Origin of the sequence: Pseudofrankia coriaricola (assembly GCF_032027725.1) — a bacterium.
Classification (GTDB): domain Bacteria; phylum Actinomycetota; class Actinomycetes; order Frankiales; family Frankiaceae; genus Pseudofrankia.
In genome coordinates, this window is record NZ_JASNFO010000044.1 from 70,387 (window position 1) to 97,301 (window position 26,915).

Here is a 26,915-nt window from a genome sequence, read left to right on the forward strand (position 1 = left end):
CATGAACGTCCGCTGTCGTTCGCGGGCCAGCCCTATGCGGGCTCCCACCGATGATCACCCGCCTGCGGTCCGCCCTTCGCCAAGACGCAACCGTTCGCCAACTCTGTGGGCAAGCCCAGGTGGTCAGGTCATGAGGCAAGAGCCGCGTCCAGAAACTCCCACCGCACGTGTCACTGGGAACGCGCGTCCAGGCTGTCGACAGCCAAATGACCGAAAGCGTCGCTCCAGGCCGCATACCACTGGCGGAACCACGGATGGGACTGCGCGAGCGGGACGACAGAGCGCACCGTCTCCTGGTAGTACGAACGACGTTTCTCCGGCCGAGGATGTGTGTCCAGCCGCTGCACGTTGCTCAGCCGGTCCGCCAGCTTCACCAACAGTGCATCATCCGGGGCGCTAAGCAACCGTGTCAGATATGCCACCCGCACCTCCTCACGTGTCTGGCCCTCCGACGCTGCGGGCTTGGTCACCCAGTCGACCAAGCCCGCGACGCGGTCACCGAAGCGCTCGCGCACATCCTCCAGCGAGCACTCCGTGTCCTCGACCACATCGTGGAGCACGGCCGCGCGCAACACGTCGATGTCAGTCGTTCCGATCGCCTCCACCAACACACACACGACCTCAAGCAGATGCTCGGCATAAGGCTCACCCGCCGGCCGAGTCTGGTCCCCGTGCCACCGAACAGCGAAGGCGACCGCATCATCCAGCGAGGCTAGATCCTGTTCCGCAATGCGCCTGGCCAATCGCTCACGCACGGACGGCCAACCGGCCGCCGCCTCGAACACCTGCAACATGCCCCGAGCTCCCTTCACGTGCCACAGCGACCGACGGGGGCGCGCCTGGGCCATCGCGGACGGATCAGGCATCCCAGTCGGCATGCTGCAGCACGAAAGCAGGCTTGTGGGAACGCGGCGGGGCGACTTCACGCCAGCGACCTACCAGGGCGCCTGGTGTCGGCGGGCCGCCAGGATCGTGATCCACTCCAATTGCCATAGGGATGGTTATAGGGATGCGCAACCTGGGCGCACAACCACCCCCCGGCACTACGCAAGGCCGCCGACGCCTACGACACCGCGCTCGGCGGCGCGCCGCGTCCGCCTCGCCCACCGGGCGGCCGGGACGCCTACGCCGACAGGGACAGGTGGGTGAGGACGGCCAGGACACGGCGGTGGGCGTCGGCGTGCTCGGGGACGTCGAGCTTGGTCAGGATACGGCGGACGTGTGCCTCGACGGTGCGCTCGGACAGCACGAGGCGGCGCGCGATGCCGGCGTTCGTGAGGCCCTCGGCCATGAGCCGCAGGACCTCGCGCTCCCGGTCGGTCAGCCCGGCGAGCGGGTCGTCGGCCCGCTGGGAGGCGAGCAGGCTCGCGACCACCTTCGGGTCGAGCGCCGAGCCGCCGCGGGCGACCCGCTCGGCCGCGGCGAGGAACTCTCCGACGTCGAGGACCCTGTCCTTGAGCAGGTAGCCGAACCCGCCGAGAGTGACGAGCCGGACGGCGTGCGTCGTCTCGACGTGTTGGGAGAGCACGAGCACCCCGGCCGCCGGGTGGCGCCGTTTGATCTCGCCGGCCGCTCGGGTGCCCTCGTCGGTGAACGTCGGTGGCATCCGGACGTCGACGACGGCGAGGTCGGGGCGGTGCCGGTCCACGGCCTCGAGCAGCCCCTCCGGGTCGCCGACTGACGCGACGATCTCGTGCCCGGCATCCTCGAACAGCCGACCGAGGCCCTCGCGCAGCAGCACCTGATCCTCGGCGATCACCACTCGCATGGGTGCGCCACGCTCCCAGCCTCAGTCCAGTCCCGGTCGGTGGGGCGGTGGTCCGCGCGGCCCCTGGCCACGGCGCGCGGGGCCGCCGACCGGGTGGCCGTGGCGCGCCCGGCGGCGGGGCCGCGGACGCGGGCAGCGCGGCTCACGAGCCGCATGGCAGCTCGGCGGTGAGCACGGTGCCGGTGCCGGGACCGCTCGCGATCCGCAGCGTCCCGCCGAGGGTGGCGACCCGGTCGGCGAGCCCGCGCAGCCCGCCCCCGCGCGCCGGGGTGGCACCGCCGACGCCGTCGTCCGCCACCGCGACGACGAGCCGGCCGTCGCGGACCTCCACGGTCAGCTCGATCCGGCGGGCGTTCGCGTGTTTCACGGCGTTCGTCACCCCCTCGCTGCCGACGAAGTACGCGGCGACCTCGAGCCGGCGGTCCAGCCGCCCGCCGCCCGCCTGCTCGCGTCCGCCCGTGCTGGCGGAGCCGATGACCGCGTCGTCGGTCCCGGTGCCCGCGGCCACGTCCGTCGCCACGCCGGCCGTCGCGCCGCCGCGGATCGCGGCCGCCGTGCCCCCGGCCAGCGGCGCGGCGTCGGGGGCCGCGGCCGCGGTGGCCGCCGGTGACGTCGGCGCTGGGAGCGACCCGGTGGACGTGAACGTCGCCGCCACGGCGGGCGGCAGGTGCACGCGCACCTCGACCGGTACCGGGGACTGGCGGGCGACCTCGGCGAACGCGAGGGCGAGGCCGCCGCCCAGCTGCGCCGGCGGTAGGCCGCGGGCGAGCTCACGTAGCTCGTCGATCGCGGTGCCCAGCTGCGCGACCGCGCCGTCGAGGGTGCGGCTCACCCGTTCCGGCCCGGCGGCGCCGGCGCCGAGCTGGTGCTGCGCGTGCCGCAGCGCCAGCCCGATCGAGACGAGCCGCTGCTGCGCGCCGTCGTGCAGGTCCCGCTCGATCCGGCGGCGTTCCTCGTTGGCCGCTGCGACGATCCGCGCCCGCGAGTCGCGCACCTCGGCGAGCTGGCGGCGTAGCTCGACCCGCAGCCGGGCGATCTCGATCGCCAACCCGCCCGCCTGGACGACGTCCCGGGGCAGCGGGTCGGGCCGCGGGCGGTGCAGCACCAGCGCGACCGGCTCGTCGCGGCGGCTGATCGGCAGCCGCGTCCGGCCGGCCGCGGCCGCGTCGACGTCCGCGACCGGCTCGCCGTCGGCGTCCACGTAGACGGCGCTCTCCGTCTGGAAGAACAGCAGGTCCAGGTCCGGGTCGTCGAGCAGGTCGCGCAGCACGGCGCCGATCTGCTCGGGGGCGGCGCGGCCGGCGCGCAGCGCGTCGAGGAAGTCGGCCATCCGGCGCAGCGCGTGATAGCGGGCGCGGTTGAACCGACGGTCGACGCCGGCCTGCACCCGACCGCGTAGCGGCCGGAACGCGACCGCGACGACCAGCGTGGCGCCCGCGGTCGCCACCGGGGAGCCGCGGCCGAGCACCGTGCCGAGGGTGAGGACCGTCGCCGCGAACGCCGCCGCCAACAAAATAGTGATCGTGCCGTAGACGAGGGTGCGGTTGATGACGACGTCGATGTCGTAGAGCCGGTAGCGCAGTATCGCGACGCACGCGGCGATCGGGAGTGCGGTCAGCGCCACCGCCGGCAGGATGCGTACCCCCGGCCACAGGTTCCACAGCACCAGCGCCGCCGGCAGGCAGACCCCGGTGACCGCGGCGGCGTAGGTGAACCATTTGAGCTGCTGCCGCAGCGCGCCGCGCGCGGCGCGCAGCCGCACCCCGAGTGCCGCCACGGAGGCGACCAGCGGGCCGACGATCAGCACGGAGCCGACGATGAACAGGAGGTTTGCGGGGACCGCGTCCGTGGCCAGTGGGTTGCGCCCGGAGGCGAACTCGCCGTCGGACAGGTGGCCGAGCCCCCAGCCCGGCACCGCGAGCGCGACCCCGAGGCCATTGGCCCACAGCACCCACCGCCAGCGGCGGCCGGGCAGGCGCCCGTCGGGGAACAGCAGGAAGATCGGGTTCAGGATCAGGCTGCCGAACGCCCAGCTCGTTGTATTGACCCATTCGGCCGCCGGGCCGCCCGGCCAGCCGAGCTCCGCAGCCCGCAGCCCGTAGCCCTGGGCGAGGTCCGTCAGCGCGACCTGCGTCCCGTTGGCGCACAACAGCCAGCCGACCGGATTGCGCGGGTGGCGGACGGCGATCAGCGCCCCGGCGGCGGCGAACGTGGCGTTGGACAGCGCGTAGAGCACCGTGTCGTAGCGCGACTCGAGCGACCACGACAGCACGCAGGCGGCGACCTCGGCGGCGACCGTCAGCCCGAACAGGACCGCCGGGAGCAGCCGGCCGCGGAACGCCGACGTCCCCACCGTGCCCCCTCCCCGGCCCGCTCGCCGCGCCGTGCCCACGCGGCCCGGCCCACCCCCTGCGAACGCGGCCGTTCCCGCGCGCTCGGGCGTCCGTCGCTCGCCAGCCCCGGTCTCGACGACGGCCGGGACCGGAGAGGGCCGATCCGGATGGGAGCGACCGTCGCGGCGGTCGCGTCATCGTCCCAGAGGCGTCGGGCGGGGCCAACAGCGTTGGTACTCGCCCCAGCTGCGTACTGGTACTTAGCACCGCCGCGGGCCGGACCGCGCGGAAATGCGGTGCCCGCCCTGATGCCCGGGAGATCACTGCCGTCGTAGCTTCACCGCCAAGAACGCGGGCGCCACCACCTGGGAGCCGCGTCCCCATCATTTCCGAACCACGTCCTAGGGAGGACGACATGGCGACGACGAATGACCTGAGAACGACGAATGGCGTGCCGGCGGGCGGATCCGCGAGCGGCCCGAACGCAGCGTCGGTGCGGCGGATGGCGGCCGTGGGAGTCGTCGGCGCCGCGGCCACCGTGGTCGACGCGCTCGTGGTGCAGGCGGCCGTCGTGCCCGGGACGGACGTGTCGAGCAAGATGTTCAGCTACCCGTTCTCGAGCGGGGCGTACGTCGTGGTCTCCCTCGTCAACGCGCTGCTGCACGCGCTTGTGCTCGTCGGCGTACTGGGGTTCGCCCGCGGCGGCGCGGCAGGCTCTGGCCGCGCCGCGCGGGCCGGCGCCGGCCTCGCGCTCGGCGGGCTCGGGCTGCTCGCCGCGGTCGAGCTCGCCTCGATCGCGGTCCGCGGCGACCGTGTCGACGACGCCGGCACCATCGCCGTGATCCTGACCTTCACGACGGCGACGTTGCTCTCGGTGGCCGGCTACATCGTGCTCGCGGTGGCCTCGGCGCGTGGCGGGCGCTGGACGGGTTGGCGTCGGCGCGCCCCGCTGGTCGCGGCCGTCGCCACGGTGGCGGTGCTGGGCATGAGCTTCTCGTCCGCCCTTCTCCCGGCCGGCGTGGCGGTGTGGAGCCTGGGCCTGCTCGTTCTCTGCGCCGCCACCTACACCGACCCGGCCCCCGCGGCGCCGACCCCCGAGGCGCGTGTGGCGGCGCGAGAGGTCCGGCTGCCTTGATCCGCGAGCCGGCCCGGCCGGTCTCCCCGGAACCTTCCCAGGGGGAGACCGGCCGCGCAGGACACAACCGCAGTCCCTGGCGGCCCGCTGCTGGGCGCCCACGGGATCAAGAGGTCGCTCGCGGCGTCGGGCGGCACACAGCAAGCGCAGCGTTGCCAGGAGCGACGATGACCACGCAAGCCGACGCCGTCACCGAGCAATCCGCCGACCCACCCCCGCCGGCCGATGCCGGCCCCCGCGTCACGCTCCACGTGCTGCGCGTCGTCGCGGTCCTGCATTCGCTCGCATTCCTCGGCCAGCCGGTCTTCGCCGGCCGCTACTTAGAGGGTGACATCGACGCGTTGGCCCTGCACGACGCGAACGCGTTCGACCACCGCATGGACTCCACCGCCGCGCAGGTCCACCGCGGCCTGGCCGGCTTCCACCTGGTCACCGACGACGAGGAGGCCGCCCTGCCACTGCCCCGGGGCGACCGCGACATCCCGCTGATGATCACCGACCGGGCCTTCGACGCCGACGGCTCCTTCCGCTACCCCACGCCCGACCACGCACTGCACACCACCGGCGGCGTGACCGACACCTACATGGAGGGCGTGCTCGGCGACGTCATCCTCGTCAACGGCGCACCCTGGCCGGTACTGGAGGTGGCGGCCGCCCGCTACCGCCTCCGGCTGCTCAACGCCTCCAACGCCCGCCGCTACCAGCTCCGCCTCGCTCCGGCGCGGACACCGTTCATCCAGATCGGATCCGACGGCGGACTGCTCGACCACCCCGTCGAACAGACAACCATCCTGCTGGCCCCGGGCGAACGCGCCGACGTGGTCGTCGACTTCGCCGCCTTCCCGCCCAGCACCGCCGTCACCATGAACAACACGCTGGGAGCCGGATCCACCGCCCAGGTCATGCTGTTCCGCGTCACCGGACGTGCCAGCGACGACAGCCACATACCGGCACACCTCAGCCACATCTAGCCACTCCGGCCAAGCCAGGCCATACGGACCCGCGACTGGCAATTCCGCCGAGCACCCACCGGCGACCACCCCGGCTGGCTGATCAACGACCAGCCCTTCGACCCCGCACGCATCGACGCCGACGTCGCCCTCGGCAACGTCGAGATCTGGCGGTTCACCAGCGACCTGCACCACCCCGTACATGCACACCTCAACCCGTTCCAGGTGCTGTCGCGGCGCGGCGCCACACCCGGCCCGCACGACCTCGGCTGGAAGGACACCGTCGACATCACCCCCAGCGAGACCGTCGAGGTGCTCGTGCGCTTCACCGACTACCCCGGCCGCTACCTACTGCACTGCCACAACCTCGAACACGAGGACATGGCCATGATGGCCACCTTCCACACCCGGTAGAGAACCTTCCGGCCGGCAAGCACATGGTCGAGGTACTGCTTGCTCGACGCGACCCTTTCCAGAGGTCGAACCTGCCCTCTTTGCGGCCACCTCCCTGGAGCTGGCCACCGGGATCTGGCGCTCGCTTTCGCCGTCGTAAAGGTAAGGCGCCCGACCTGGTCGGGCGACGCCAACGTCCTCGTCACCGAAGGCAACTCCTACCGCATACGCGAAGCCCGAACGAGAGGAGCACTACAACTACCAACCGAGGCTGATCAACCCGGGGGGCGGGGACTTCAACCTGGCTACCAGCGGGGACCGCAACCTTGGCCGTTGATCAGGCCGCTTGCGTTACCTGGTGATCGCGAGGAGGGCTGGGCTCGGCGCTGGAGCTGGGCTCGTGAGCCGATGGCGACGCTATGAACTCGAGAAGACCTGCGAAGGCAGATCGGAGATGGTATTAAGATGCGACGTATTACTATGACCCTTGCGGCGGTTCCACTCGCCGTCGGTGCTGTCATTTTCGGACAGGCTACCGAGGCATCCGCGCAGCCTCCGGACCCGGATCGCGCCAGTTGCGTGGAGCAGTTCAATTTGGCAGTGGGAACCCCGGGTGAATACCAGAGATATGCCCATCAGGATGAGCTTGGGCGGGACGTGAGCTTCTTTGCTCGCCTTCCGGAAGAGATGTGCCCCTTCTGACCGACTTGGCTCAGGGCGCACGCGTCCCACACCCACACCAGCGGGGTGTCGAGCTGGTGGTGGGCCGCCACGATCAGATCCCGGTAGTCCCGCCAGGCGAAACTCCTCCGCTCGCCACGCGGGCACATCGATCAGCAGGTAGACGCGGCGGCGCCCGTGCCGGCCGCCACCCGCCTCGCCGTCCCCCGATACCAGGTGACGGCGAGGTCGCGGTGCGCCACGCCGGCAAAGGGTCGGCTCTTGGAAACAATGCGCAGGGTGGTGTTCGCCTCCGGAACTGGAGAGGTCAGCAACCGCAGGAAAACACCGCCCGCGTAGTCGGCAGTTTAGCGCAGCCGGCCGGCCCGGCATTCGGACCTATCTGGGATTCGTGATCACGGGCCCGCCAACACCTTCAGCCATCGGCTCGCCTGGAGCCTGCAGACCTACGCGCTGATCCCTGTGATACTCGGCATGTTCGCCGTCTACGCTGCCATCCCCGGTACCCGAGCGCGGCGCCCAGCAATGACCCGGTCTCATCCTCACGGTGGGCGGGGCCGACCTTCTCCCGGGCGCTGGATATGCCATCCTCGTCATGCCGGCAGCGGGGTCCTGACCAGCCAGGGCCATGAGCAAGACGTGCTTGACCTCCTCGACCAGATCTTCCACGGTCGGCGGTTCCGGGTCGGGTGAGCTGCTTGGGCCGGACCACTCGGTCGAACAGCTCGGCGCTGATGCCACGTTGCAGCGCGGCCTGTTTGAGGGTCAGGTCCTGATCGATGGCCAGATGCGCGACGTCCGAGGCGCGGTCGTAGCCGATCACCGGGGACAGTGCGGTGACCATCATCACCGAGCGTTCGACGTTGCCCCGGAGCTGGTCTTCGTGCACGCGGGTGCCTTCGACCAGGAACTCGCGGAAGTGGTCGGCGGCGTCGGCGAGGATCCGCACGGAATGCAGCAGGTTGGTGATCACGATCGGCCGGAAGGCATTCAGCTCGAAGTTGCCTTCGCTGCCGGCCATGGCGACGGCAGTGTCCGATCCGACGACCTGGATGCAGACCATGAGCATGGCTTCGGCCTGGGTGGGATTGACCTTCCCGGGCATGATCGAGGAGCTGCGCGCCCCAGTAGTGGTCGGCCGGGACCTCGACCGCGCCCAGCGAGTCGGTCTCGGTGCGGGTACCGGTGGCGTCGATCCCGATGGGCACCGCGTGGGTAGCGGGCGCGCCGGGGTCGCGGGCCGTCTGGGCATATCCGCCGCCATTGCCAGTCATCGCGTCACGCCGCCTTGACCTGCCGGTACTCTGGCCGCCACATCGCCTCCTGTACCTGGCGTGCCGTGTCGGTCAGGGTGGCGCGGGCCAGGCCCTCGACGGCGGCGCGGTCAGCGACGGCGACGGCGGCGGCAGCCGACACGGCGCGTAGGTTCTCCACCTGTGGCAGCAGGGATGCCCCGGGCGTCCGCACGTCCACCAGGCCGGCCACGGCATCCGCGGCGGCGGCCAGCATGCCGTCGCTGATCCGCGTCGCACGGCTGACCACGGCGCCGAGGCCGAGCCCGGGATAGAGCAGTGCGTTGTTGGCCTGGCCGATGCTGTACGTGACACCGTTGTAGGTCACCGGGGGAACGGGTATCCCGGTGCAGATCAACCCCCGACCGTCTGTCCAGGGGATCAGCTGGGCGGGCATCGCCTCTATGCGCTCCGTGGGGTTGGACAGCGGGAAGATGATCGGCCGGTCAACGTGCCTGGCCATCTCCCGGACGATCTCCTCCGAGAACGCGCGAGGCACGGTGGACGTGCCGACCAGGATCGTGGGCTTGACGTTGGCTACGGTCTCGGCGAGGCCGATGCGGCCGTCGCGCTGCCAGCCGGCGACCTCGCCAGTCGGCCGGGCGTAGGGGACCTGGTAGTCCGCAGATCGGTCATGTCGGCGGTGAGTAGCCCTGGCTTGTCGACACACCAGATCCGCTGGGTTGCGGTGTCCCGGTCCAGACCATCCCGGACCATCGCGTCGCGCAGTTGGTCGGCGATGCCCACTCCGGCTGTGCCAGCCCCGAAGATGACGATCCGCTGGTCCCGCAGCCGGGTGCCGGCGACGCGCAGCCCGCTGAGCACCGCTCCCAGCGTGATCGCCCCGGTGCCCTGCATATCATCGTTGAAGGTGCACAACCGATCCCGATACTTCTGCAGAATTCGCCGGCCGTTGCTCGGGCCGAAGTCCTCCCAGTGCAACACCGCGTTCGGGAACAGTTCGCGTGCCGCGCTGACATACGCGTCGATGAACTCGTCATAGCGTTGCCCGCGGACCCGGCGGTGCCGGTTGCCCACGTAGGACGGGTCGGTCAGCAGGTTTTCGTTGTCGGTGCCTACGTCCAGCCCGACCGGAATCACCCGGCCCGGGTCGAGGCCGGCGGCGGCCGTGTAGACGGCGAGCTTGCCCACGGCGATGTCGATGCCACCGACACCCCAGTCGCCGATGCCAAGTATCTCCTCGGCGTCGGACGCGACGAGCAGGTCCACGCCGTCCGCGCCGAGGTCCAGATCGGCGAGTGCCGCCCGCAGCCGGTCCGGCTCGTCGATCGAAAGATAGACCCCGCGCGGACGCCGATACTCATGGCTGTAACGCTTGATTGCCTCGCCCACCGTCGGGTCGTACACGATGGGGAGCATCTCCCGTAGATGGTCACCGAGCAGCCGGTAGAACAGCACCTCGTCGTTGTCCTGCAACATCGCCAGGAAGACGTTCTTGAGCAGATCCGTGGGCTGCTGATGGTACTGCTCATACACCCGCACGACCTGATCATCCAGGGTAAGCACCATCGGCGGCAACAGCCCTTCCAACCCGAGCGCCCGCCGCTCCTCCCGACTGAACGCCGTCCCCTTGTTCAGTAGTGGCATGTTCAGCACGTCGGCGCCCCGCGCTTTCGTGCCAAAAGCGTCACGATCGACCCAAAACCGCCGCCTCGACAAGGCTGCCGTCATCGTCACGAGACTTCCCCCTGAGGCCAGCGTGCTCCGTTTACCGGTGGCGACCTGGCGGGTAAGAGCCGCAATCCATCCCGCCATGTTCCGCCGCGGCCTTCGTCATACCTCGATCCGCCCTACGTACACCTCCGCTCGAACCGAAGACCCCCGACGGGCACAGCAACCCGACCGTGGACGTCCTGTCCGGTAGCGCGCCTGCTCATCCGCTGCCCCGTCTGACCGCGACGGCTGTCCTGTCGCCGCCAGTCAGGGCGCGCCCGCGCGGGAACGGGTCTGGGAGCTTGCCGGGGTGCACGCTCCCAGTCGGGTGGCGAGCGTCGAGACCCCGCTGGTCGTGGACCCGGACGCGACCCTGGTCACGGCGCATTCGGAGAATGAGAAAACCGGTCAGAAGCGATCACGTCGGAGCCCTGGATCTCGCCCCCGGGCTACCCGGCCGATCTTGAATCGGTCCCTGGTCGTGGGTGGTCCTGCTTCGCTGCCACCGCTGATCGGTCGGCAGGAGCGTTCTGTTCAGCTCACCCGAGATCGCCGGCGCGAGGTGGGGAACTCGTCCACCATGGCAACCGTTTCAGCGTGTCGCATTCTTCCTGGGCCGTTTGTCATCGCCCGTCCGGTCCGCCGTACGGGCGAAGCTCGTCCTCTTGAACCTCATTGTCCTAGATTCGGCCCTGATGTGCCCTGCCGGGCCGACACGGTGACCGCCGCGCGGACTGTCGGCCGGCCAAGGAAAAGGCCGCCAGAAAATCGCTGTATATGAGGACAAGGTCTTGCCGGTCTCCCGGGGCGCGGTCGACGCGCGCCACCTCGAGCCTGGCGTTACGATAATTGCTGTCCGAATTAGGTTGGAAGGGTCGGAGGAAAGAGGGAGTGTTATGGCTCGATTGTCCGAGCAGCTGGCCGAGCTTGCCACGCGTGCCAAGGGAGCCGAGGATGCCGCGGACGCGGCTGAGAAGCAGGCCCGCGAGGAGCTGGCAACCAGAGTCGAACAGGCTCGCGCGAATGCCGAGCGGCACGCGGGCGTGCTTCGCGAAAAGGCCGCCGCCGCTGGCAGGGAGGCGTCCGACCGGTGGAGCGAGATCCAGGGCCGTTGGAAGGACCACGTGAGCGCCCTGCGCGCTGAGGCCCAGGAGAAGCAGGCCGAGCGCGGCGCCAACCGCGCCGAGCGGCGAGCGGAATTCTCCGAGGACGACGCTGTCTACGCGATCGACTTCGCCATGGCGGCCGTGGAGGAAGCCGAGTTTGCCGTCCTGGACGCGACCCTGGCCCGGGCCGACGCCGAAGCCGCTCGGGCCGGGTAGCCGCAACTGTTCCAAACCTGAACCAAACGGGACAGATGCCTGGGTAGGCGGACAGACGGCTCGTCGCGTCGTTTACGGCGATGTCCGTGGCATCGCGGCAGCAGGGCGACCCGAAGCCGCCGAGCACGACCCCGACCGCAGGGTCATCGCGTCGACGGCCCGGCGGGGCGTGCCGGCGACCGGGTCGAGGCTCTCAGAGGTCGGCGTGCTGCGGCCGGGTCTCGACCACGATCACGGTGGGGGTGTCGGTCGCCAGCGCGGCGGTGAGCTCCTTCTCCAGCTCGTCCACGGTCTCGATGTCGATACCCCGGCAGCCGAAGCCCCGCGCCAGCGACACGATGTCCAGCCCCGGCAGGTCGAGCCCTGGTACGCCTGGCGTGTTCTCCAGTTCGGCGAAGGACTTCAGCACCGAGTATTCCCGGTTGCGCAGGACGACGTACGCGATGGGCAATGCGTGCTGCGCGGCGGTCCAGACGGCCTGCACGGAGTACTGGAAAGAGCCGTCACCGATTACGCCGATCACTGGCCGGCGCTCGCCGCGCGCACGATCGCCAAGCGCCACGCCGACTGCCGCCGGCACCGCCCACCCGATGCCGTCGCTGGCCGTCGCTGGCCGTCGCGAAGAACGAGCCGGGCTCGACCGTCGGCAGCCACTCGTTCTGCAGTGCCATCGTCGAGGTCGACTCGTAGACGAGGACGGCGTGCGCCGGGCGGGCCGTGCTCACCGGGTGCCTGGGGCGCGCGCTCGGCCAGCAGCCGCTCCACCTGCTCCGGGGTCGTGTTGACGATCTCAATCTCGCCGACCCTTGATTGACGCGACCCGGTTGCGGTCGAGCAGCAGCCAGATGGGGGTCTTGGCACCGGCAGCTAGCAAGGACGCGACGACGACGGGTGTCATGACGGAGGTCTCCTCAATCTCGCGCCGAACTAGCTAGTTGCCGTCGATCGCCTCGACCCTCAGCTCTTTCGATGCGTGCTCTGCGAGCGTGACCTGGCGGCCGGTGCCTGCCGCCTCTCGGATCTGCTCCAGCATGCGGTGCCGGCGGACGGCGTGCCGGAAGTCGGGAACGCCGTCCGTGTCCGGCGCGAGGTTCCCGGTGATCTGGTCGCGTAGCAGCGCGTACTGGTGGGCGAGGTTGTAGGCGGGCTCGGCGGATCGTCCGGTCCATTGCGTCAGTGACCGCTGATAGGGGGCGGGAACTGGAAGTTCGGTCAAGCCGCCGCTGTTTCCTCGAGCGCCGTACAGCCGCAGCCGACCCCCGAACAGACTGTGGTCGGCCTTGACGACGAGATCACCCTCCGTGCCGTTGATCTCCCAGTGGAATCTGGTGGCGCGGGACGTGCCGGCGCGGAAGTGCATGACGGCCACGGCCCCCGATTCGAGCAGGCCGGTGACGGCGACCTGGTCCTCGGCACTCTTGTGCGCGACCGCCCCGCTCGTCGCGTGGGTGACCTCGGGAAGCAGGTTCTCGATGTGAGCCGATACGTCGCGGAGCTCGCCGAGCACCATGGTCAGCGCGTCGACCGAGTGCCCGAAGGGGATCGATAGCAGTGTGGCGCCGTTCGTGACGTCCAGCAGGTACGCCCCGTGGTCGTCGTACGTGGCGCCCCAGGCTCCGCCAGACCCGAGCATGCTGGTCGACAGAACCCGCCCCGCGTAGCCTCCGGCGACCAGGTCCCGCAGATACCGAAGCGGCGGGGCCGACCGGGCCTGCAGGCCGACGGCCGTCAATATCCCCCTGCGCTGCGCGAGGTCGGCCATTTCCTCGGCCTGCGCGAGGTTTGCACCGAGCGGCCACTCGCTGAACACCGTCTTCCCCGCCTCGAGCGCAGGTCGGATGAGCTCCAGGTGCCGCGGGACTTTCACCGTTACGACCACGAGATCGACTTCCGCACTGCGGGCCAGCTCCTGCGCGCTGCTGAAGGTCAGCGGCACGGCGTACCTCTCGCCGGCCGCACGCGCTGACTCGGTGCTGCTGGCGCTGAGGGCCCGCAGCTCGTAGCCGTCGAGCCCGGTCAGTGCCGGCACATGGGCGGTCGCCGCCCATCCGCCGCGCGCGCTCAGACCTACGACACCGACGCGAATCGGCTTCTGATGAGGGGAAGTGGATGTCATGTGTACGCCTCACAGGTTCGCGGCCGCCTGCTTTCTCCCGTCAAGTGCCGGCGCGCTATCCGTGTGCCGGTCGCAGCACGCGTTCGGGTGGCTGTATCCGCACGCCTGCCTCGGCTGCCGGGGCGACGGCGTCGACCTCGACGACGAGGTGGCGGGGGCCGCGCAGGGTTGGGCTGGGCCGGTACGGCGGCGGGTCGGCCACCAGCCGGGGGTTGTGCAGCCGGCGGGCCAGCGCGGACAGGGCCACCTGTGTCTCGACCCGGGCGAGGGGGGCGCCGTAGCAGTAGTGGATGCCGCTGCCGTAGCCGAGGTGGACGTTGTCTGCGCGGTCGGGGTCGAAACGGTCGGGGTCGGGGAAGCGGGCGGGGTCCCGGTTGCCGGCGGCGAGCGCCAGCACCACCGGTGAGCCTTCCGGGATGGTGGCGCCGGCGATGTCGATGTCCGCGAGGGTGCTGCGGCTGGTCAGGATCTGTACCGGTGGTTCGTAACGCAGCAGCTCCTCGACCAGCGGGATGATCAGGTCGGGTTCACGGGGCAGCCGGTCGAGCACGTCGGCGTGGCGCAGCAGGGTGAGCATGCCGTTGGTGATGAGGTTGACGGTGGTCTCGTGGCCGGCGACCAGCAGCAGTGCGGCGGTGCTCAGAAGGTCGGCGCGCGACATCGGCCCCTGCTGGCCGGTGTCGGTGAGCAGCCCGGAGATCAGGTCGTCGCCGGGCTGGCGGATGTGGGCATCGACCAGCCCGGCGAGGTACGCGCCGAGTTCGGCGTTGACCTGCGCTCGTCTGCGCTGGCGCTCGGCGAACGTCCCCGTGGTCGGGTCGGCAGTCTCGGTGATCGCGCTGGCCCAGTGATGGAAGCGCGGCTCGTCCTCGCGGGGGACGCCGAGCAGCCGGCAGATCGCGGTCACCGGTAGCGGGTAGGCGAAGTCGTCGACGAGGTCGACGCGCTGTCTGCCGGCAAAGTTGTCGATCAGGGCGTTGGTGATCTCGGTCAGCCAGGGTCGCGTCCCCTCGACGCGGCCGGGGGTGCAGGGCGGCCCGAACGGCCGGGTGGCCAGCTCCCGCAGCCGGTCGTGCTCGGGCGGGTCGCGGAGGATGAAGGGCAGGGGCAGTCCGGGCGAGCCGTCCTCCGGTGCGGGCGGGGCTCCGCCCAGTTCGGGGTGGCAGCGGGGGTCTGAGCTGACCCTGCGGTCGTGCAGCAGCGCGACGATCTCGCGGTAGGTGCTGACCACGTAGGTGCCGTCGGGCTGGCGCGCCACTGGGGTTTCGCGCAGCAGCGCGTACAGCGGGTAGGGGTTGGCCCGGTTGGCGGGGTCGAGGATCTGCTCGTAGACGCTGCCCTGTGCCATGGCGGTGCCTCTCCCAGGTGTTCCGGCGCCCGCGGTGCGGCTCGCCGGCACGTCAGTGGTGGTAGATCAGCTCGGCGCGGCGCTCGCTGGGGTCGTGGCCCGTCACCGCGACGGTGGCGTGGCGGTGACGGGTGCGATGGTCGGGAATCTGCGCCGCGACCGGCTGCCCGTCGGCCGGCTCGTCAACCCCGTGAAGATCAGGCGGGAATGGCGCGGCGGCCTCGATCAGCCCCTGGTACGACTCCAGCCACTTGGCCTGGTTGAACCCGACCACGGCGGTCAGGCGGCCGTGGTAGCCGTAGACGGCCACGAACCGGCGCTGCGCGATCGAGCCTTGGGCGATGAGGACCTGGTCGGCGAGGGTCGGCACACCGACGGATTTGATGTTGGTGTCGAACTGCGCCGACCAGAACACCGGGATGGCCAGGTGCGGCCACCGCTCCGCCGAGGCGCTGATCATGTTGTGGGCAGCGATGTGGGCCTGGGCGACGGCGTTGCCCCAGTGTTCCAGGGCCAGGAACTGGTAGTCGTACAGCGGGTGCGGAAACCGCGCCACGTCACCTGCCACGAACACGTCGTCGGTGACCACGCCGGCCACGTCGAAGACTCGGCAGCCGGCGTCGCAGCCCACCCCCCAGTCGCCGGCGGCCAGGCCGCAGCCGTGCAGCCATTCGGTGTTGCGGACCGCGCCCAACGCCACCACGGCCACCTCCGCGTCCACGGTGCTGCCGTCGGACAGGTGCGCGCGACGCAGCCGCCCGGCGGTGTCACCCTCCAGACGCGTGACGGTGGCCCCGCAGCGCAGGTCGACGCCATGTTCACATTGCAGCTCGGCGGCCACCGCGCCGATCACCCCGCCCAGCGCGCCGACCAGGGGTGTGGGTCCGCGCTCGACAAGCGTGACCGCCAGATCCCGGTCCCGACAGGCCGAGGCGACCTCCGAGCCGGTGAAACCGCCGCCGATGACCAGCACCCGGCCGGGCCGGTCGGCCAACCGGTGTTGCAGGCCGGCAGCGTCATCGCGGGTCCGCAACACGAACACGCCGTCGAGAGCTGCCTCGTCCGCGTTGAACCACGGCCGGGCCCGGGTACCGGTGGCGATCAACAGCCGGTCGTAGTCGATGATGCCGCCGTCACCGAGGTGTACCTGCTTGCCAGCCGGGTCCAGCCCGGTAGCGGGCACGCCGAGCAGCCACCGCGCCTCGAGTTCGTCGGCCCGGGGCAGTCCGGTGTGGTCAGCGCGTACCCACCCGTCGAGGACCTGCTTGGACAGCGGTGGCCGGTCATAGGGCCGGTACGGCTCGTCCCCGATCATCGTCAGGGATCCGGTGAAGCCCTCACGGCGCAGGGTCGCCGCGGCGGCCAGGCCGGCCAGCGACGCGCCGACGATCACGATACGGCCGGTGCGCCGCGCCGCCTCTATCACCGCGTCGTGCCCGTCCCGCGAGGGTTGCCCGCCCGTTCGCGGCCACCGGACCGTTCGCGGCGGTGCGGCCGCCCTCGCGGACGCCGTCCCCACGGCCGTCGCGGACTCCACGGCGGCCTCCCGGTCGTCGACGCGGTCGACCAGGATGGCCTGCACCGGGCAGGCCGCCGCCGCCCGCAGCACCCGCTCCCGCTGCGCGTCGTCGGGCTCGGGGTCGTACATCAACGCCTCGGTGCCGCGCATCCGGAACACCTCAGGGGCAAGGAAGGCGCACTGCGCGTACGCCTGGCAACGCGTGAGGTTCACGACAACCCGCATAGCCGCACCTCCCGGTTGGGCACCGTCGGTGTCCTTCCCGGCAGTCCTACCGACAACCGCGCACGCTGCAGAGGCGCACGAGGGATCGCCGCACACAAGGGCACTTTGGATATTTGGCCTTTTGCTAAATGTGTACGAGGTGGGCAGTTTCGCGGGAGCGTCCGTTCGAGTCTCAGCTAGCTTTGAGGCAAACGGTAACCCGGTGTAGCGATGGCAGGGACACGCCCCGATGAGGGTCGAGTCGGGCCGACGGGCGAGTCAGGTTTTGGTCATGGCGACCGCGTGATCCGTGGTGCCGGCGCTGTCGGTGCGGTCGCTCAGTAGGAGCCAGGTGAACGGCTGTACCCGACCGTTGGGGGTGCGGTGTTCTTCCCGGCTGGTATGTACGACGTGCAGGTCCGGGAATTGGGCGGCGAGCTCGTCGGTGCTGTAGCGGGCGGTGGGTAGCCCGGAGCAGGCTGTCGGACCGTCGGCGGCGAACGTCCCGATGACGGCGTGGCCGCCGGGCGCGAGCGCCTGGCGCAGGACCGCGCGGTAACGGTCGCGGTCGGCGGGGTCGGTGAGGAAATGGAACACGGCTCGGTCGTGCCAGAGCCGGTAGCGCCGCCGCGGCTGCCAGGCCAGCAGGTCGACGGTGAGCCAGTGCACGTCGGCAGCCCGGGGCCCGAAGCGGGACCGGGTCTCAGCAAGCGCGTCGGCGGCGACATCGAGCACGGTCACGTCCGTATGGCCGGCATCCAGCAACCGGTCGACGAGCACAGACGCACCGGCCCCGACATCGACGATCGCATCACGCGGACCAGTTCCCGCCGCCTCGACCAGGGCCAGAGAACTGGCCGGCTCCTGCTGAAACCAGCTGACCTCGGTCACCACCATCCGGCCATAGACGTCGTCCCAGTGCGCGCGCTGCGTCATCCGCACTCCCAAGCGGCCGGCAATACCCCTCCGCCAGTCTCACGGCCACCGATCGCGACGATGTGCACAACAAACAGCCCCTTCCAGGGCGAGATGTGAGGATGGGGACCACCTACGGCCCGCGAGCCAGGTCCCGATCGGGCCGCCTCGGCTAGCTGCGGGGGTGTTGGGAGATCGGCGTCGAACCGATGGGTCAGGCGGCGGCAGGCAGGAGCTCGCCGAGCAGCTTCTCGACGCGGGTGCGGATGGCGTCGCGGATCGGACGGACGGCGTCGATGCCCTGACCGGCAGGGTCGTCGAGTTTCCAATCCTCGTAGCGGATGCCGGGGAAGACGGGGCAGGCGTCGCCGCAGCCCATGGTGATGACCATGGTCGAGGATTCGACCGCGTCGACAGTGAGGATCTTCGGGGTCTCGGTGGCGATGTCGATGCCGACCTCGGCCATCGCGGCGACCGCGATCGGGTTGACCTTCTCGGCCGGCATGGAGCCAGCGGAGCGGACCTCGACCCGGTCAGCCGCCAGGTGGGTGAGGAACCCGGCGGCCATCTGGGAGCGGCCGGCGTTGTGCACGCAGACGAACAGTACCGACGGCTTGTCGGACACAGACAGGTCCTTTCAGAGGAGGAAGAGCCGCCGACCCGGCCACCCGGCGGGGCCGGCGGTGGTCGGCGTCAGTCGGTCCGGGGCGCGGGCAGGGTGAGGTCGGGCAGCAGGCTGGCGAGCAGGTCGCGGACGCGGTGGTCGATGTCGTCGCGGATCGCGGCGACCTGGTCGGCGTCGGCGTCGGCGGGGTCGTTGATCGCCCAGTCCTCGTAGCGCTTGCCGGGCATGTAGGGGCAGGTGTCGCCGCAGCCCATGGTGATGACGACGTCGGCGGCGGCGAGGATGTCGTCGGTCAGTGGCTTGGGGAACTCCTCGTCCAGCGACAGCCCGACGTCCTTCATCGCGGCGACGACCTCGGGGTGGATCTGGGTGCCAGGGTCGGAGCCGCCGGTGCGGATGTGCAGCGCGGTGCCGGCGTAGTGGCGGGTCAGTGCGGCGGCCATCTGGGAGCGGCCGGCGTTGTGTACGCAGACGAACAGCACCTCGGGCACCCGCTTGGCGATCAGCCCCCGGGTCGCGGCCAGGGCCTCCAGCCGTTCGCGGGTCAGCCGCTCGGCCAGCGTCGGCAGGAACGCCGTGACCCGGGCGGTGCGGGCGAGCAGCCGGTAGGAGTCGGCGAGTACGTCGGCGACCTCGTCCGCCTCGAACGTCGTGGTGTAGTCGTGGGTCAGTCGCAGCGCGGTCGCGCGTAGGGCGCGGTCGGTGGCCGGGTCGAGGCCGGATAAGCCATCCAGGCCGGTGGAGCTGTCGGAACTGGTCATGAGGCACCTCGCGAGGGGTGTGTGGGGGTGGCGCCGTTAACCGGCGCCGCGTCTGTGGTCGTGGTGGCGGGGTGGGGCAGCAGCACGTCTGCGGCCTGTCCCTGCGCGGTGGGTGTGGCCGGGTAGAGCAGGCGGACCAGGCCGAAGCCGACCGCGCCACCCACCAACTGAGCAGCGATGAACGCGGGGACGGAGGCCGGGACTATGCCGGCGAACGTGTCGGAGAACATCCGCCCGACGCTGATCGCCGGGTTCGCGAAACTGGTCGAGCTGGTGAACCAGTACGCGGCGCCGATGTAGGCGCCGACAGCGGCCGGGGCGCGTTCACCGCGGCCGGAACGGACCAGGGAGAAGATCAGTAGGATCAGGCCGGCGGTCGCGACGACCTCGGCGAGCAGATGCGCACCGGACGCCCGGTGGTGCGTCGAGATCGACACCGCCGAGCCGTCGAACATCAGGTTCGCCAGCACTGCGCCGCCGACGCAGCCGGCGACCTGGGCGGGCAGGTAGGCGGCGGCGTCCCGCCACGACAGCCCACCGAACGCCGCGTCCACGATGGTCACGACCGGGTTGAAGTGGGCTCCGGACACCGGGCCGACCATCAGGATGATCGCGTACAGGCCGGCCGCGGTCGCCGCGGCGTTCTCGACCAACTGCAGGCCGACCTCGTCGGGGCTGAGCTGCTGCGCGGCGATCCCGGAGCCGATGACCAGCGCCGCGAGCAGCAGGCTGCCCAGCGCCTCGGCGACCAGCCGCCGCGCCAACGGCGGCTGGTCGACCGTTGTGTCCGTCACGGACGGGTGCTCAGCAGCAGGAGCCGGCCGAGGCCGGCTCCACCGCGAGCAGCGTGCGCGTGCCGGCCGCCGCCGCAGCCGAGGCCGTTTCCGACTCCGCCGTCACCGCCGCGACCGCGTCCTCGCCCGTCGCCGCCGGGGCGCAGACCGGACCGCAGTCACACGCCGACCCCGGACCGTCGGCGCGCTCGGCGACCGACGGCGTCGGACCCGGACGGGCCATCTCCGCGACGTCGGCGAGCACCGTGTAGACCTCCCACGGCGCCCCATCCGGGTCGTCCACCCACACCTTGTCCTGCAGCGCGTAGCAACAGGCCGTGTTCTCCTCCACCGCGGTCGCCAAGCCCGCCCCGGCCAGCCGGGCGGTGGCCGCGGACACCTCGTCAGTCGTCTCGACCTCGACACCCAGGTGGTTGAGCGCCCCGGCGACGCCGGCGCCGCGGGCCTCGGGGTTCTCGATCAGCACCAGCTTCAGCGGCGGAGTGTCGATCGCGAAGTTCGCATACCCCGGCCGGCGCTTCGCCGGCTCGACCCCGAACAGCTTCCCGTAGAACTCCACCGCCGCGTCCACGTCCGAGACGTTCAGCGCCAGCTGCACCCTCGCCATGCCGCACCCACCTTCACATCGACCGTGGTCTATGTCCTGACGGACCGAGGATGGCCGACGAGATAGACGCCTGTCAATGCTCTGGTGCATGCTGGACCCATGGCGACGACATCCGCATCCGCGGGGCTCCCCATCCCCGCTCCCAGCGAGTGCGCCGACGACACCCCGGGCCTGGCCGGAGCGATCTCCGCCTGCTGCACGCCGCTGGCACGCACGCCACTGTCCGCCGACGAGGCCGAGCAGCTGGCCGCAGTACTCAAGGCGATCGCCGTGCCCGCCCGCCTGCGACTCCTGTCGATGATCTACGCCCGCGACGGCGGCGAAGCCTGCGTCTGCGAGCTCACCGAACCCCTCGGCCTGACCCAGCCGACCGTCAGCCACCACCTGAAAGTCCTCGTCGAAGCTGGACTGATCAGCCGCGACAAACGCGGCGTCTGGGCCTACTACCGGCCAGTCCCCGGCGCCATGGCCGCCCTCGCCGCGACGCTCACGCCAGCGCCCGCAACGGCGGACGCCGCCTGACATCACCCCGGCCGGGCGCAACAGCCGACGACGAACAGCGCCCGCGCTGGCCGCCGTTCCGGCTCAGCCCCTCCGACGCTGCCCACCGCGCCGGCCGCCTGCGGGGATCTCCGCTTGGGCGCGACTCGGCACGGACCGTCCAACCAGTGGCCTAGGTTCGATCCCTCCGGCGCCTGCGGCCGGGGCGGGGCTGGGGCTGAGTGCTTCCGCGACGGCGCGCAGCGTGCCGTCGAGGATGCGGTAGTAGGCCCATTTGCCGCGCTGCTCGCGGGTGATGAGCTGGGCCTCGGCGAGGATCTTCATGTGGTGGGAGACGGTCGGCTGGGATAGGGCGACCGGTTCCGTGAGGTCGCAGATGCACGCCTCACCCCCCTCGGCGGCGGCGATCATCGAGAGAAGTCGCACCCGGGTGGGGTCACCGAGGGCCTTGAAGACGCGGGCGAGGCGTTCGGCGGTGTCGACGTCGAGCACGCCGCCGGTGACCGGTGAGCAGCAGGCGGCCAGGTCCTGCGTGATCAGCGGGAGCGTTCCGGTGGGCATGCACCCAGTCTGCACCTCGCATTGACATCTGTCGATGCATCGAAGAGAGTCGATGCATCGACAGGTGTCAATGTGAGGAGTGGGCATGGCGGAGTTGCCGGTGGCGGTGATCGGCGCGGGGCCGCAGGGCCTGGCGGCCGGGGCGCATCTGTTGGAGCGTGGTCTGGAGCCATTGGTGTTCGAGGCCGGTGACGGCCCGGGCGCCGCCGTGGCCGGGTGACGGCCGGTTCCCGGCGGGCGCTGATCGCGCTGTGCATCACCGAGATCGTCAGCTACGGGGTGCTGTACTACGCGTTTCCCGTCCTCGCCGAGGGGATCGCCGACGACACCGGCTGGTCCCGCACGACGGTGACCGCGGCGTTCTCGGCTGGGAACCTCCTCGGCGCGGTAGCCGGCGTGCCGGTCGGACGCCTTCTCGGCCGGCGGGGGCCGCGGCCGGTGATGACCGCCGGCTCGATCCTCGCCGTCGCCGCGCTGGCAGGAGTGGCGCAGGCGCCGTCGTATGGCTGGTTCCTCGCCGCCTGGCTGGTGGCCGGGGTCGCGATGGCCGGGGTGTTCTACCCACCGGCCTTCGCCGCGCTCACCGGCTGGTACGGACCCAAACGGCTGCCCGCGCTGACCACGCTGACACTGGCGGCGGGCTTCGCGAGCACGATCTTCGCGCCCCTCACCGCCGGACTCGCCACCCACCTGAACTGGCGGGAGGTCTACCTCGTCCTGGCCGCGATCCTCGCGGCCATCACGATCCCCGCGCACGCCTGGGCCCTGCGCCTGCCCTGGCGACCCGACCAGCACCCTGCCCCCGGCCACATCGACCCGAACCCAGCGCCACACCGGGACGGTGATCGCCGGGTGCTGGGCAGCCGGATGTTCCTGCTGCTCGCCGCGGCGATGACGTTGAGCGCGTTCGCGCTCTACGCCGTCGTGGTCAACCTCGTCCCGTTGCTGACCGGCCGGGGCCTGTCCACAACCCTCGCCGCCTGGGCGATCGGACTGGGCGGGGTCGGCCAGGTCGCCGGCCGACTCTGCTACCGCCCCCTGGCCACCCGACTCACCGTCCGGGGCCGGACCGCCGCGGTCATCGGCGCCGGCGGGCTCGCCACCCTCCTCCTCGGTGTCCTCCCCGGGCCGGCCTTCGCGCTGGTGGGGGTCGCCATGCTCGTCGGAGCGATACGCGGGATGTTCACCCTCGTCGAGGCCACGATCGTCGCCGACCTGTGGGGAGCCGAACGCTTCGCACGGCTCAACGGAGTGTTCAACGCCCCGCTAACCGGCGCGACCGCACTCGCGCCCAGCATCGGCGCGGCACTCGCCGCAGCGATGGGCAGCTATCCACTGCTGTTCGTCGCTCTCGGCGCCGCGGGAGGGCTCGGCGCCGCACTCGCGATCGCCGCCACCGCCGTGCCCACGTCGCCTGTTACCGGCGGTGCGGCGGTCGTCGGCACGGTCACAGCGGCGGACACCGTCGCAAGCCAACTGGCCGGGCAGTAGCCGGCGGGCGGGCGAGGTCGTGGCAGTGCGCGCCGGGTACAGGAGATGCCTGAATGGGGGCCCGCAGCCATGCGGGCGGCGGCGAGCGTGACGCCCTGGTGCGCTGCCGTCCTGATCGGTTGCACGCGCGTCTGCTGCCACCGCCCTTGGGGAGTCGTCGTGGTCATCCGTCACGCTGGGCGTGGCCGGTACAGCGGAGATGGGTGTGCTGACCGGGGGGTTGTTCGTCAGGGCCTGGTGAAGGTCGTGCGGACCTCGTGCAGGGCGTAGAGGACGAGGACGTAGCCGGCGAGGGGGTCGGCCCACCACCAGCCGAGGACGGCGTTCAGCGTGAGGCCGGCGAGGACGGCGGCTGCCAGAGCCCCGTCCATGAGGGTGACCCGGCCTTCGGCACGGAGCACGGGGTTACCCAAGGCCGCGCCCACGCGGGCTTTCCCGACGGCCAGCACGACCATGACGACCGCGGTGATCGCGGTCCACGCGATCCCGCCGGGGCTGTGACGGGGGTGATAGCTGACGGCGAGGACCAGGCTCGACTGGACGGCGAGGTAGAGCGCGAGCGCGGCGAACGCGGTACCGATGAGGCGCAGGGCCCGGCGTTGGCGTTCGGGCCCGGTGCCCGACAGCTCCCAGAGCACGACGGTGGACGCGCCGATCTCGATCAAGGAGTCCAGGCCGAACCCGGCGAGCGCGACGGAACGAGCCGCGATCGCGGTCACCGCCAGCACAGCCATACCGACGACGTTCCAGCCCAGGGTCACATACTCCAACGCGATCCCGCGGCGCAGCAGCCTGCCGGACATCTCGACCGTCGTCACCGATCTACCATCGCAGACCCCGTCGGGCACGGTGTCGGGCAGCGCGTGCGCCGAATTCCACGTCGCGGCCCGGTGGCCGCTGCCCGCCGTGAGGTGGTCTAGAGGCACGAAGCGCGGGCCGAGTCGCGCGGCTCACCGTGGAGCGGTCGGCACAGGGTCCCGGTGGTCGCGGGGGGCGGGCACGCCCAGGTCTACCGGTCCCGGAACGGCCCGGCATGCCGCCCGGCGGCGACGGCGGACCGCGACGGCCCCAACGAGCGCGGCGACCGCCACCACCGCCAGCGCCGGAACCCACACGGCGGCGACGGTCGCCAAGGCACCGACGGCGCCGAGCACGGCGAGCAGCGGGCCAACGCAGCACACCGCGCAGGCGGCGACGGTCGCAACTCCAGCGCCGATCGTCGACCACGGACGGGAGCGGCCAGTCGAGGGGCTCATGTGGATACTCCGAACAGGTCGACGAGCAGGGCGGAGGCGGTCTCGGGGGCGCGGAGAGTCAGGACCAGCGCGGTAGGAGCGAGCTGAAGCGTGAAGGCGAAGAAAGCGCAGCAGTCCTGCTCGGCCGCGGCAAGTGCGGCGATCCGCGCGGCGAGATCGGGGCCGGATGGGAACGTCAGGCGCAGCCCCGCGTCGATCTCCTCCCGACTGACCGCCTCCCCGAGCACCTCGCGCCACTGGACCGCTCGGTCGATCTGCTCGTCGCCGCTGAGGGTGCAGGCCACTGGCGCGTCGCGCCATGCCTGGTCGGCGACGTCGGGTCGGACCGGCGACAGCGTGAGCGGCACCGGACCAGCCTTCGATGAGCCGGTCGTGGTCAGGCAGCCGCAGTCCGGACCGCACCCACCCGCAGGGGCTGTCTCCCCGAGTTCGGTGTGGAACGCGGCCAACCGCGCGGAGAAGGCCGACAGCTCGGCCGCACGCTGATCGGCGTCCACGATTCGGGCAGCGACCAACGGCAGCATCCGTTCCCGGACCGCCGCGCACACCCCCTGCTCCCACACACTCAGCAGGTCACCGATCTCCTCCAACGACAGCCCCAGAAGCTTCCCGGACGAGATGAACGCCAACCGCTCCACCGCCTCCTCGCCGTAGACCCGGTAACCCGACGGAGTGCGCTCGGCGGACAACAGCCCAGCCGACTCATAGAACCGCAGCGTGGTCGCCGGCACGCCGACACGATCCGCCAACTGCGAGATCCGGTAGGAACCCATGACCGCAACGTAAACCTTCAACTCGACTAGAAGGTCAACGCAGACGTCGAACGAATCGACGCAGATCACGACTACGGCCATCCGAATGGGCCGCTCCTCCGCGGTGTCGGATGCGCTACAGACGAGCGCCCGTGGAAGCGCAGCAGAACGGATCTGTCGGACAGATGTCGCAAAACGGCACGACGGCCTGGCGCGCAAGGTTGACGAGCCGGTCGAGAAGATGGCGGGCCGTAATCCCAAACACTCCGGTCCCGCCCTTGCCGATGGGGTACCGGCTGCGGGGATCAGCTCCCTGATCTGGCGCCGCATCCTTATGATCGATCGCGCGACCATCGCCGAGCTACACGCGGCGCTGCAGGTCGTGTTCGGCTGGAGCAACGAGCATCTGCACCGCTTACCAGCCAGGCCCGTCGCTCGTGTCGGATTCGTCCGGTGGCGGGATCAGGGCCACCGCCGTGGAGATCTTGGATGCTGGCTTCGTGGGTCAGGTCGCGTTGAGTGGTTGGCCGGTTTCGAGGAGGGGTCTTGAGGCCGGACAGGACTCGCATCCATCCGGCGTCCGGTGCCCGGCGACGCCTCGTTGCAGGACCGGCTCCTGGGCGCGATGGGCCGACCCGCTGGCGGGCTGCGGGGGTGAGCTGACGGTCTCGGCCGCGTTGGCGCTGGTCGGCGATGCGAGCGAGTTCCGCCTCGATGCGGGCGAGGTCGTTGGCGCGGCGAGTCTGGTCGCGGGTGGCCTGCCGTGCGAGCCTGGCGTCGCGTGGGGTGTCGGGTCAGGTGCCGGAGCGTGCCGGTCCGACGGCGGCGGTGGGGTCGGTGTCGAGGAACAGCCGAATCCGTTCGGCGATTGCCGGCCAGTCGGGACCGAGCCAGACGAGGTGGGTGTGCGCGCGGCTTTCGACGAGTTGGGCGTTGCGGATGGTGCTGGCAAGCGACTGAGCGTGGGCGAACGGGACGCCCCCGTCGGTGCGGGTGGCGATCACCAGGGTGGGTTGGTCGATCCGGGCGGTGGCGTCCGGTGTGGGACGCAGATCGTTGAGGAACCCGCGGCCGGAACGCATCTGGGCGAACAACGACAGCAGCAGGTCGCGGTCCTCGGCGCGCAGCGCGGCAATGACCTCGCCCACCGGTCGGGTCGAGAGGCTGCTCATCATCAGCCGCAGACAGACGTCGGGCGCCATACGAGTGAGCGCATGTATCCCGGCCCATGTCACGGCCTGAGTCCCGGTGGCGAACACGACGTGCGCGCCCAGGCGAGTGCGGCGATCCGGATAGGGGAGCCAACCCACGGCGCTGACCAGGATCAGACGCTCGACGAGGTCAGCATGCCGCGCGGCCATCGTGGCGGCGGTCGGGCCGCCACCCGAGACGCCGACAACGGCGGCCACCCGGGTGATGCCCAGATCGGCACACAACGCCCGGACCACGTCCGTATGCCCCTCCATCGAGCTGCCGGTCGACAGCGGAGTACGGCCGTAGCCGGGACGTGAGGGTGCCAGCAGCGTGCAGTCAGCCGCGGCGAACACGTCCTCGCCCAATGCCAGGCTGGCTCGCACGTGCCCACCGTGGAAGACCACCACCACAGCGTCACCACGTCGCTCCAGCCGGTACTCGACCTGGCCGGCCGGCAGGGACGCCACCGCCGTCGGTCTCACAAGATCGGGCATCGACGTGCCTCCAGGCGTGGCGGTGCCGCGGCATTCACGCGCCGACCGGCCTTCCCGGCACACCCACCGGCAGCCTAGCCCGTTGCCCTGCCAACGGCGCACCTCCAACCACACCGATAGCCGGCCGACGATGGCACTGGCGACTGGCTGACTGAACACCCTCAATTCGGCAGATCCGTGTGCGTCCAGCCGTCCGGATCGATACTCCACGCCGTCACGGAGCGTTATG

26 protein-coding genes and 1 pseudogene are annotated in these 26,915 nt (G+C 71.0%); 8 read left to right on the top strand and 19 right to left on the bottom strand.

Annotated elements, in window-relative coordinates; genetic code table 11:
* Positions 1 to 170: 170 nt before the first annotated feature.
* The 3 genes from QOZ89_RS23870 to QOZ89_RS23880 all read right to left on the bottom strand — a co-directional run bounded on the left by QOZ89_RS23870 (position 171) and on the right by QOZ89_RS23880 (position 4,121).
* Positions 171 to 794, bottom strand: coding sequence for an HD domain-containing protein (locus QOZ89_RS23870; RefSeq protein WP_312625333.1), 624 nt, complete (start codon positions 792 to 794; stop codon positions 171 to 173).
* 329 nt (positions 795 to 1,123) lie between these two features.
* On the bottom strand, positions 1,124 to 1,768 hold the full coding sequence (locus QOZ89_RS23875) for a response regulator transcription factor (protein ID WP_312625335.1): 645 nt from the start codon (positions 1,766 to 1,768) through the stop codon (positions 1,124 to 1,126).
* 142 nt (positions 1,769 to 1,910) lie between these two features.
* A complete protein-coding gene (locus QOZ89_RS23880) occupies positions 1,911 to 4,121 on the bottom strand; it encodes a sensor histidine kinase (RefSeq protein WP_312625336.1) in 2,211 nt (736 codons plus the stop codon).
* A 395-nt stretch (positions 4,122 to 4,516) separates the two neighbouring features.
* On the opposite strand from QOZ89_RS23880, the gene QOZ89_RS23885 reads away from it, so the two are divergent.
* From QOZ89_RS23885 to QOZ89_RS48335, 3 genes are all read left to right on the top strand, one after another.
* Positions 4,517 to 5,236 carry a hypothetical protein gene (locus QOZ89_RS23885; RefSeq protein ID WP_312625337.1) on the top strand — a complete coding sequence of 240 codons (720 nt, stop codon included), beginning with the start codon at positions 4,517 to 4,519 and terminating at the stop codon, positions 5,234 to 5,236.
* Between the two features lie 167 nt (positions 5,237 to 5,403).
* Complete coding sequence (locus QOZ89_RS48330) at positions 5,404 to 6,207, top strand: hypothetical protein (protein ID WP_312625338.1); 804 nt, start codon at positions 5,404 to 5,406, stop codon at positions 6,205 to 6,207.
* A gap of 78 nt (positions 6,208 to 6,285) precedes the next feature.
* Entirely contained in the window at positions 6,286 to 6,600 is a 315-nt protein-coding gene (locus tag QOZ89_RS48335; protein WP_491723670.1) for a multicopper oxidase domain-containing protein, read from the top strand.
* A gap of 1,075 nt (positions 6,601 to 7,675) precedes the next feature.
* On the opposite strand, the gene QOZ89_RS23900 is transcribed toward QOZ89_RS48335, so the two are convergent.
* Positions 7,676 to 8,524 (bottom strand): lyase family protein, encoded by an 849-nt coding sequence (locus QOZ89_RS23900; RefSeq protein WP_312625339.1) that lies wholly within the window; start codon positions 8,522 to 8,524, stop codon positions 7,676 to 7,678.
* A 14-nt stretch (positions 8,525 to 8,538) separates the two neighbouring features.
* Positions 8,539 to 10,328 (bottom strand): annotated as a pseudogene (locus QOZ89_RS47540) (NAD-dependent malic enzyme).
* Between the two features lie 794 nt (positions 10,329 to 11,122).
* Here QOZ89_RS47540 and QOZ89_RS23915 point away from each other — a divergent pair.
* Complete coding sequence (locus QOZ89_RS23915) at positions 11,123 to 11,548, top strand: hypothetical protein (RefSeq protein WP_071046728.1); 426 nt, start codon at positions 11,123 to 11,125, stop codon at positions 11,546 to 11,548.
* Positions 11,549 to 11,741: 193 nt separating this feature from the next.
* Here the strand turns inward: QOZ89_RS23915 and QOZ89_RS23920 are convergent, their stop codons facing one another.
* From QOZ89_RS23920 to QOZ89_RS23960, 9 genes are all read right to left on the bottom strand, one after another.
* Positions 11,742 to 12,128 (bottom strand): thiamine pyrophosphate-dependent enzyme, encoded by a 387-nt coding sequence (locus QOZ89_RS23920; protein WP_312625341.1) that lies wholly within the window; start codon positions 12,126 to 12,128, stop codon positions 11,742 to 11,744.
* Positions 12,129 to 12,479: 351 nt separating this feature from the next.
* Entirely contained in the window at positions 12,480 to 13,664 is a 1,185-nt protein-coding gene (locus tag QOZ89_RS23925; RefSeq protein ID WP_312625342.1) for a Gfo/Idh/MocA family protein, read from the bottom strand.
* A 55-nt stretch (positions 13,665 to 13,719) separates the two neighbouring features.
* Complete coding sequence (locus QOZ89_RS23930) at positions 13,720 to 15,012, bottom strand: cytochrome P450 (RefSeq protein ID WP_071046725.1); 1,293 nt, start codon at positions 15,010 to 15,012, stop codon at positions 13,720 to 13,722.
* Between the two features lie 52 nt (positions 15,013 to 15,064).
* Entirely contained in the window at positions 15,065 to 16,756 is a 1,692-nt protein-coding gene (locus tag QOZ89_RS23935) for an FAD-dependent oxidoreductase (RefSeq protein WP_312625345.1), read from the bottom strand.
* Positions 16,757 to 17,014: 258 nt separating this feature from the next.
* Positions 17,015 to 17,671, bottom strand: coding sequence for a class I SAM-dependent methyltransferase (locus QOZ89_RS23940; protein ID WP_312625347.1), 657 nt, complete (start codon positions 17,669 to 17,671; stop codon positions 17,015 to 17,017).
* Positions 17,672 to 17,864: 193 nt separating this feature from the next.
* Positions 17,865 to 18,275 (bottom strand): arsenate reductase ArsC, encoded by a 411-nt coding sequence (locus QOZ89_RS23945; RefSeq protein WP_071047350.1) that lies wholly within the window; start codon positions 18,273 to 18,275, stop codon positions 17,865 to 17,867.
* A gap of 68 nt (positions 18,276 to 18,343) precedes the next feature.
* Entirely contained in the window at positions 18,344 to 19,036 is a 693-nt protein-coding gene (locus tag QOZ89_RS23950; protein ID WP_071047349.1) for an arsenate reductase/protein-tyrosine-phosphatase family protein, read from the bottom strand.
* The gene (locus QOZ89_RS23955) at positions 19,033 to 19,830 is read right to left on the bottom strand and encodes an aquaporin (RefSeq protein ID WP_312625353.1); all 798 of its coding nucleotides are present in this window, start codon (positions 19,828 to 19,830) and stop codon (positions 19,033 to 19,035) included. Before QOZ89_RS23955 ends, QOZ89_RS23950 begins: the two co-directional genes overlap by 4 nt.
* A gap of 10 nt (positions 19,831 to 19,840) precedes the next feature.
* Entirely contained in the window at positions 19,841 to 20,437 is a 597-nt protein-coding gene (locus QOZ89_RS23960) for an ArsI/CadI family heavy metal resistance metalloenzyme (RefSeq protein ID WP_071047347.1), read from the bottom strand.
* Positions 20,438 to 20,536: 99 nt separating this feature from the next.
* Between QOZ89_RS23960 and QOZ89_RS23965 the strand changes: the two genes are divergently transcribed.
* Positions 20,537 to 20,959: an ArsR/SmtB family transcription factor gene (locus QOZ89_RS23965; RefSeq protein WP_071047346.1), complete on the top strand. Its 423-nt coding sequence runs from the start codon at positions 20,537 to 20,539 to the stop codon at positions 20,957 to 20,959.
* Between the two features lie 63 nt (positions 20,960 to 21,022).
* On the opposite strand, the gene QOZ89_RS23970 is transcribed toward QOZ89_RS23965, so the two are convergent.
* The gene (locus tag QOZ89_RS23970; RefSeq protein WP_083418247.1) at positions 21,023 to 21,499 is read right to left on the bottom strand and encodes an ArsR/SmtB family transcription factor; all 477 of its coding nucleotides are present in this window, start codon (positions 21,497 to 21,499) and stop codon (positions 21,023 to 21,025) included.
* Between the two features lie 85 nt (positions 21,500 to 21,584).
* Here QOZ89_RS23970 and QOZ89_RS23975 point away from each other — a divergent pair, with 85 nt between their 5' ends.
* Together QOZ89_RS23975 and QOZ89_RS23980 are read left to right on the top strand one after the other, a co-directional pair.
* Positions 21,585 to 21,719: an NAD(P)-binding protein gene (locus tag QOZ89_RS23975; protein WP_312625361.1), complete on the top strand. Its 135-nt coding sequence runs from the start codon at positions 21,585 to 21,587 to the stop codon at positions 21,717 to 21,719.
* Positions 21,716 to 22,990 (top strand): MFS transporter, encoded by a 1,275-nt coding sequence (locus tag QOZ89_RS23980; RefSeq protein WP_312625363.1) that lies wholly within the window; start codon positions 21,716 to 21,718, stop codon positions 22,988 to 22,990. Before QOZ89_RS23975 ends, QOZ89_RS23980 begins: the two co-directional genes overlap by 4 nt.
* Before the next feature lie 227 nt (positions 22,991 to 23,217).
* Here the strand turns inward: QOZ89_RS23980 and QOZ89_RS23985 are convergent, their stop codons facing one another.
* The 3 genes from QOZ89_RS23985 to QOZ89_RS23995 form a co-directional block, all read right to left on the bottom strand.
* Positions 23,218 to 23,808: a cation efflux transmembrane domain-containing protein gene (locus QOZ89_RS23985; RefSeq protein WP_198543119.1), complete on the bottom strand. Its 591-nt coding sequence runs from the start codon at positions 23,806 to 23,808 to the stop codon at positions 23,218 to 23,220.
* 132 nt (positions 23,809 to 23,940) lie between these two features.
* Positions 23,941 to 24,246 (bottom strand): hypothetical protein, encoded by a 306-nt coding sequence (locus QOZ89_RS23990; protein WP_198543118.1) that lies wholly within the window; start codon positions 24,244 to 24,246, stop codon positions 23,941 to 23,943.
* The gene (locus QOZ89_RS23995; RefSeq protein ID WP_312625368.1) at positions 24,243 to 25,100 is read right to left on the bottom strand and encodes a MerR family transcriptional regulator; all 858 of its coding nucleotides are present in this window, start codon (positions 25,098 to 25,100) and stop codon (positions 24,243 to 24,245) included. Before QOZ89_RS23995 ends, QOZ89_RS23990 begins: the two co-directional genes overlap by 4 nt.
* 139 nt (positions 25,101 to 25,239) lie before the next feature.
* Between QOZ89_RS23995 and QOZ89_RS47545 the strand changes: the two genes are divergently transcribed.
* A complete protein-coding gene (locus QOZ89_RS47545) occupies positions 25,240 to 25,548 on the top strand; it encodes an IS1096 element passenger TnpR family protein (RefSeq protein WP_397428832.1) in 309 nt (102 codons plus the stop codon).
* A 244-nt stretch (positions 25,549 to 25,792) separates the two neighbouring features.
* Here QOZ89_RS47545 and QOZ89_RS24000 read toward each other — a convergent pair whose 3' ends face one another.
* Positions 25,793 to 26,686, bottom strand: coding sequence for an alpha/beta fold hydrolase (locus tag QOZ89_RS24000; protein WP_312625370.1), 894 nt, complete (start codon positions 26,684 to 26,686; stop codon positions 25,793 to 25,795).
* Between the last annotated feature and the right edge of the window lie 229 nt (positions 26,687 to 26,915).

What these genes read in the sequence shown, in the direction of transcription:
- QOZ89_RS24000 (WP_312625370.1), bottom strand. Translation starts at nt 26,686, where the DNA reads ATGCCCGATCTTGTGAGACCGACGGCGGTGGCGTCCCTGCCGGCCGGC.
- QOZ89_RS23870 (WP_312625333.1), bottom strand. Translation starts at nt 794, where the DNA reads ATGTTGCAGGTGTTCGAGGCGGCGGCCGGTTGGCCGTCCGTGCGTGAG.
- QOZ89_RS48330 (WP_312625338.1), top strand. Translation starts at nt 5,404, where the DNA reads ATGACCACGCAAGCCGACGCCGTCACCGAGCAATCCGCCGACCCACCC.
- QOZ89_RS23960 (WP_071047347.1), bottom strand. Translation starts at nt 20,437, where the DNA reads ATGGCGAGGGTGCAGCTGGCGCTGAACGTCTCGGACGTGGACGCGGCG.
- QOZ89_RS23975 (WP_312625361.1), top strand. Translation starts at nt 21,585, where the DNA reads ATGGCGGAGTTGCCGGTGGCGGTGATCGGCGCGGGGCCGCAGGGCCTG.
- QOZ89_RS23885 (WP_312625337.1), top strand. Translation starts at nt 4,517, where the DNA reads ATGGCGACGACGAATGACCTGAGAACGACGAATGGCGTGCCGGCGGGC.
- QOZ89_RS23965 (WP_071047346.1), top strand. Translation starts at nt 20,537, where the DNA reads ATGGCGACGACATCCGCATCCGCGGGGCTCCCCATCCCCGCTCCCAGC.
- QOZ89_RS23935 (WP_312625345.1), bottom strand. Translation starts at nt 16,756, where the DNA reads ATGCGGGTTGTCGTGAACCTCACGCGTTGCCAGGCGTACGCGCAGTGC.
- QOZ89_RS23990 (WP_198543118.1), bottom strand. Translation starts at nt 24,246, where the DNA reads ATGAGCCCCTCGACTGGCCGCTCCCGTCCGTGGTCGACGATCGGCGCT.
- QOZ89_RS23970 (WP_083418247.1), bottom strand. Translation starts at nt 21,499, where the DNA reads ATGCCCACCGGAACGCTCCCGCTGATCACGCAGGACCTGGCCGCCTGC.
- QOZ89_RS23950 (WP_071047349.1), bottom strand. Translation starts at nt 19,036, where the DNA reads ATGACCAGTTCCGACAGCTCCACCGGCCTGGATGGCTTATCCGGCCTC.
- QOZ89_RS23940 (WP_312625347.1), bottom strand. Translation starts at nt 17,671, where the DNA reads ATGACGCAGCGCGCGCACTGGGACGACGTCTATGGCCGGATGGTGGTG.
- QOZ89_RS23995 (WP_312625368.1), bottom strand. Translation starts at nt 25,100, where the DNA reads ATGGCCGTAGTCGTGATCTGCGTCGATTCGTTCGACGTCTGCGTTGAC.
- QOZ89_RS23915 (WP_071046728.1), top strand. Translation starts at nt 11,123, where the DNA reads ATGGCTCGATTGTCCGAGCAGCTGGCCGAGCTTGCCACGCGTGCCAAG.
- QOZ89_RS23875 (WP_312625335.1), bottom strand. Translation starts at nt 1,768, where the DNA reads ATGCGAGTGGTGATCGCCGAGGATCAGGTGCTGCTGCGCGAGGGCCTC.
- QOZ89_RS23925 (WP_312625342.1), bottom strand. Translation starts at nt 13,664, where the DNA reads ATGACATCCACTTCCCCTCATCAGAAGCCGATTCGCGTCGGTGTCGTA.
- QOZ89_RS23900 (WP_312625339.1), bottom strand. Translation starts at nt 8,524, where the DNA reads ATGGCGGCGGATATGCCCAGACGGCCCGCGACCCCGGCGCGCCCGCTA.
- QOZ89_RS47545 (WP_397428832.1), top strand. Translation starts at nt 25,240, where the DNA reads ATGGCGGGCCGTAATCCCAAACACTCCGGTCCCGCCCTTGCCGATGGG.
- QOZ89_RS23930 (WP_071046725.1), bottom strand. Translation starts at nt 15,012, where the DNA reads ATGGCACAGGGCAGCGTCTACGAGCAGATCCTCGACCCCGCCAACCGG.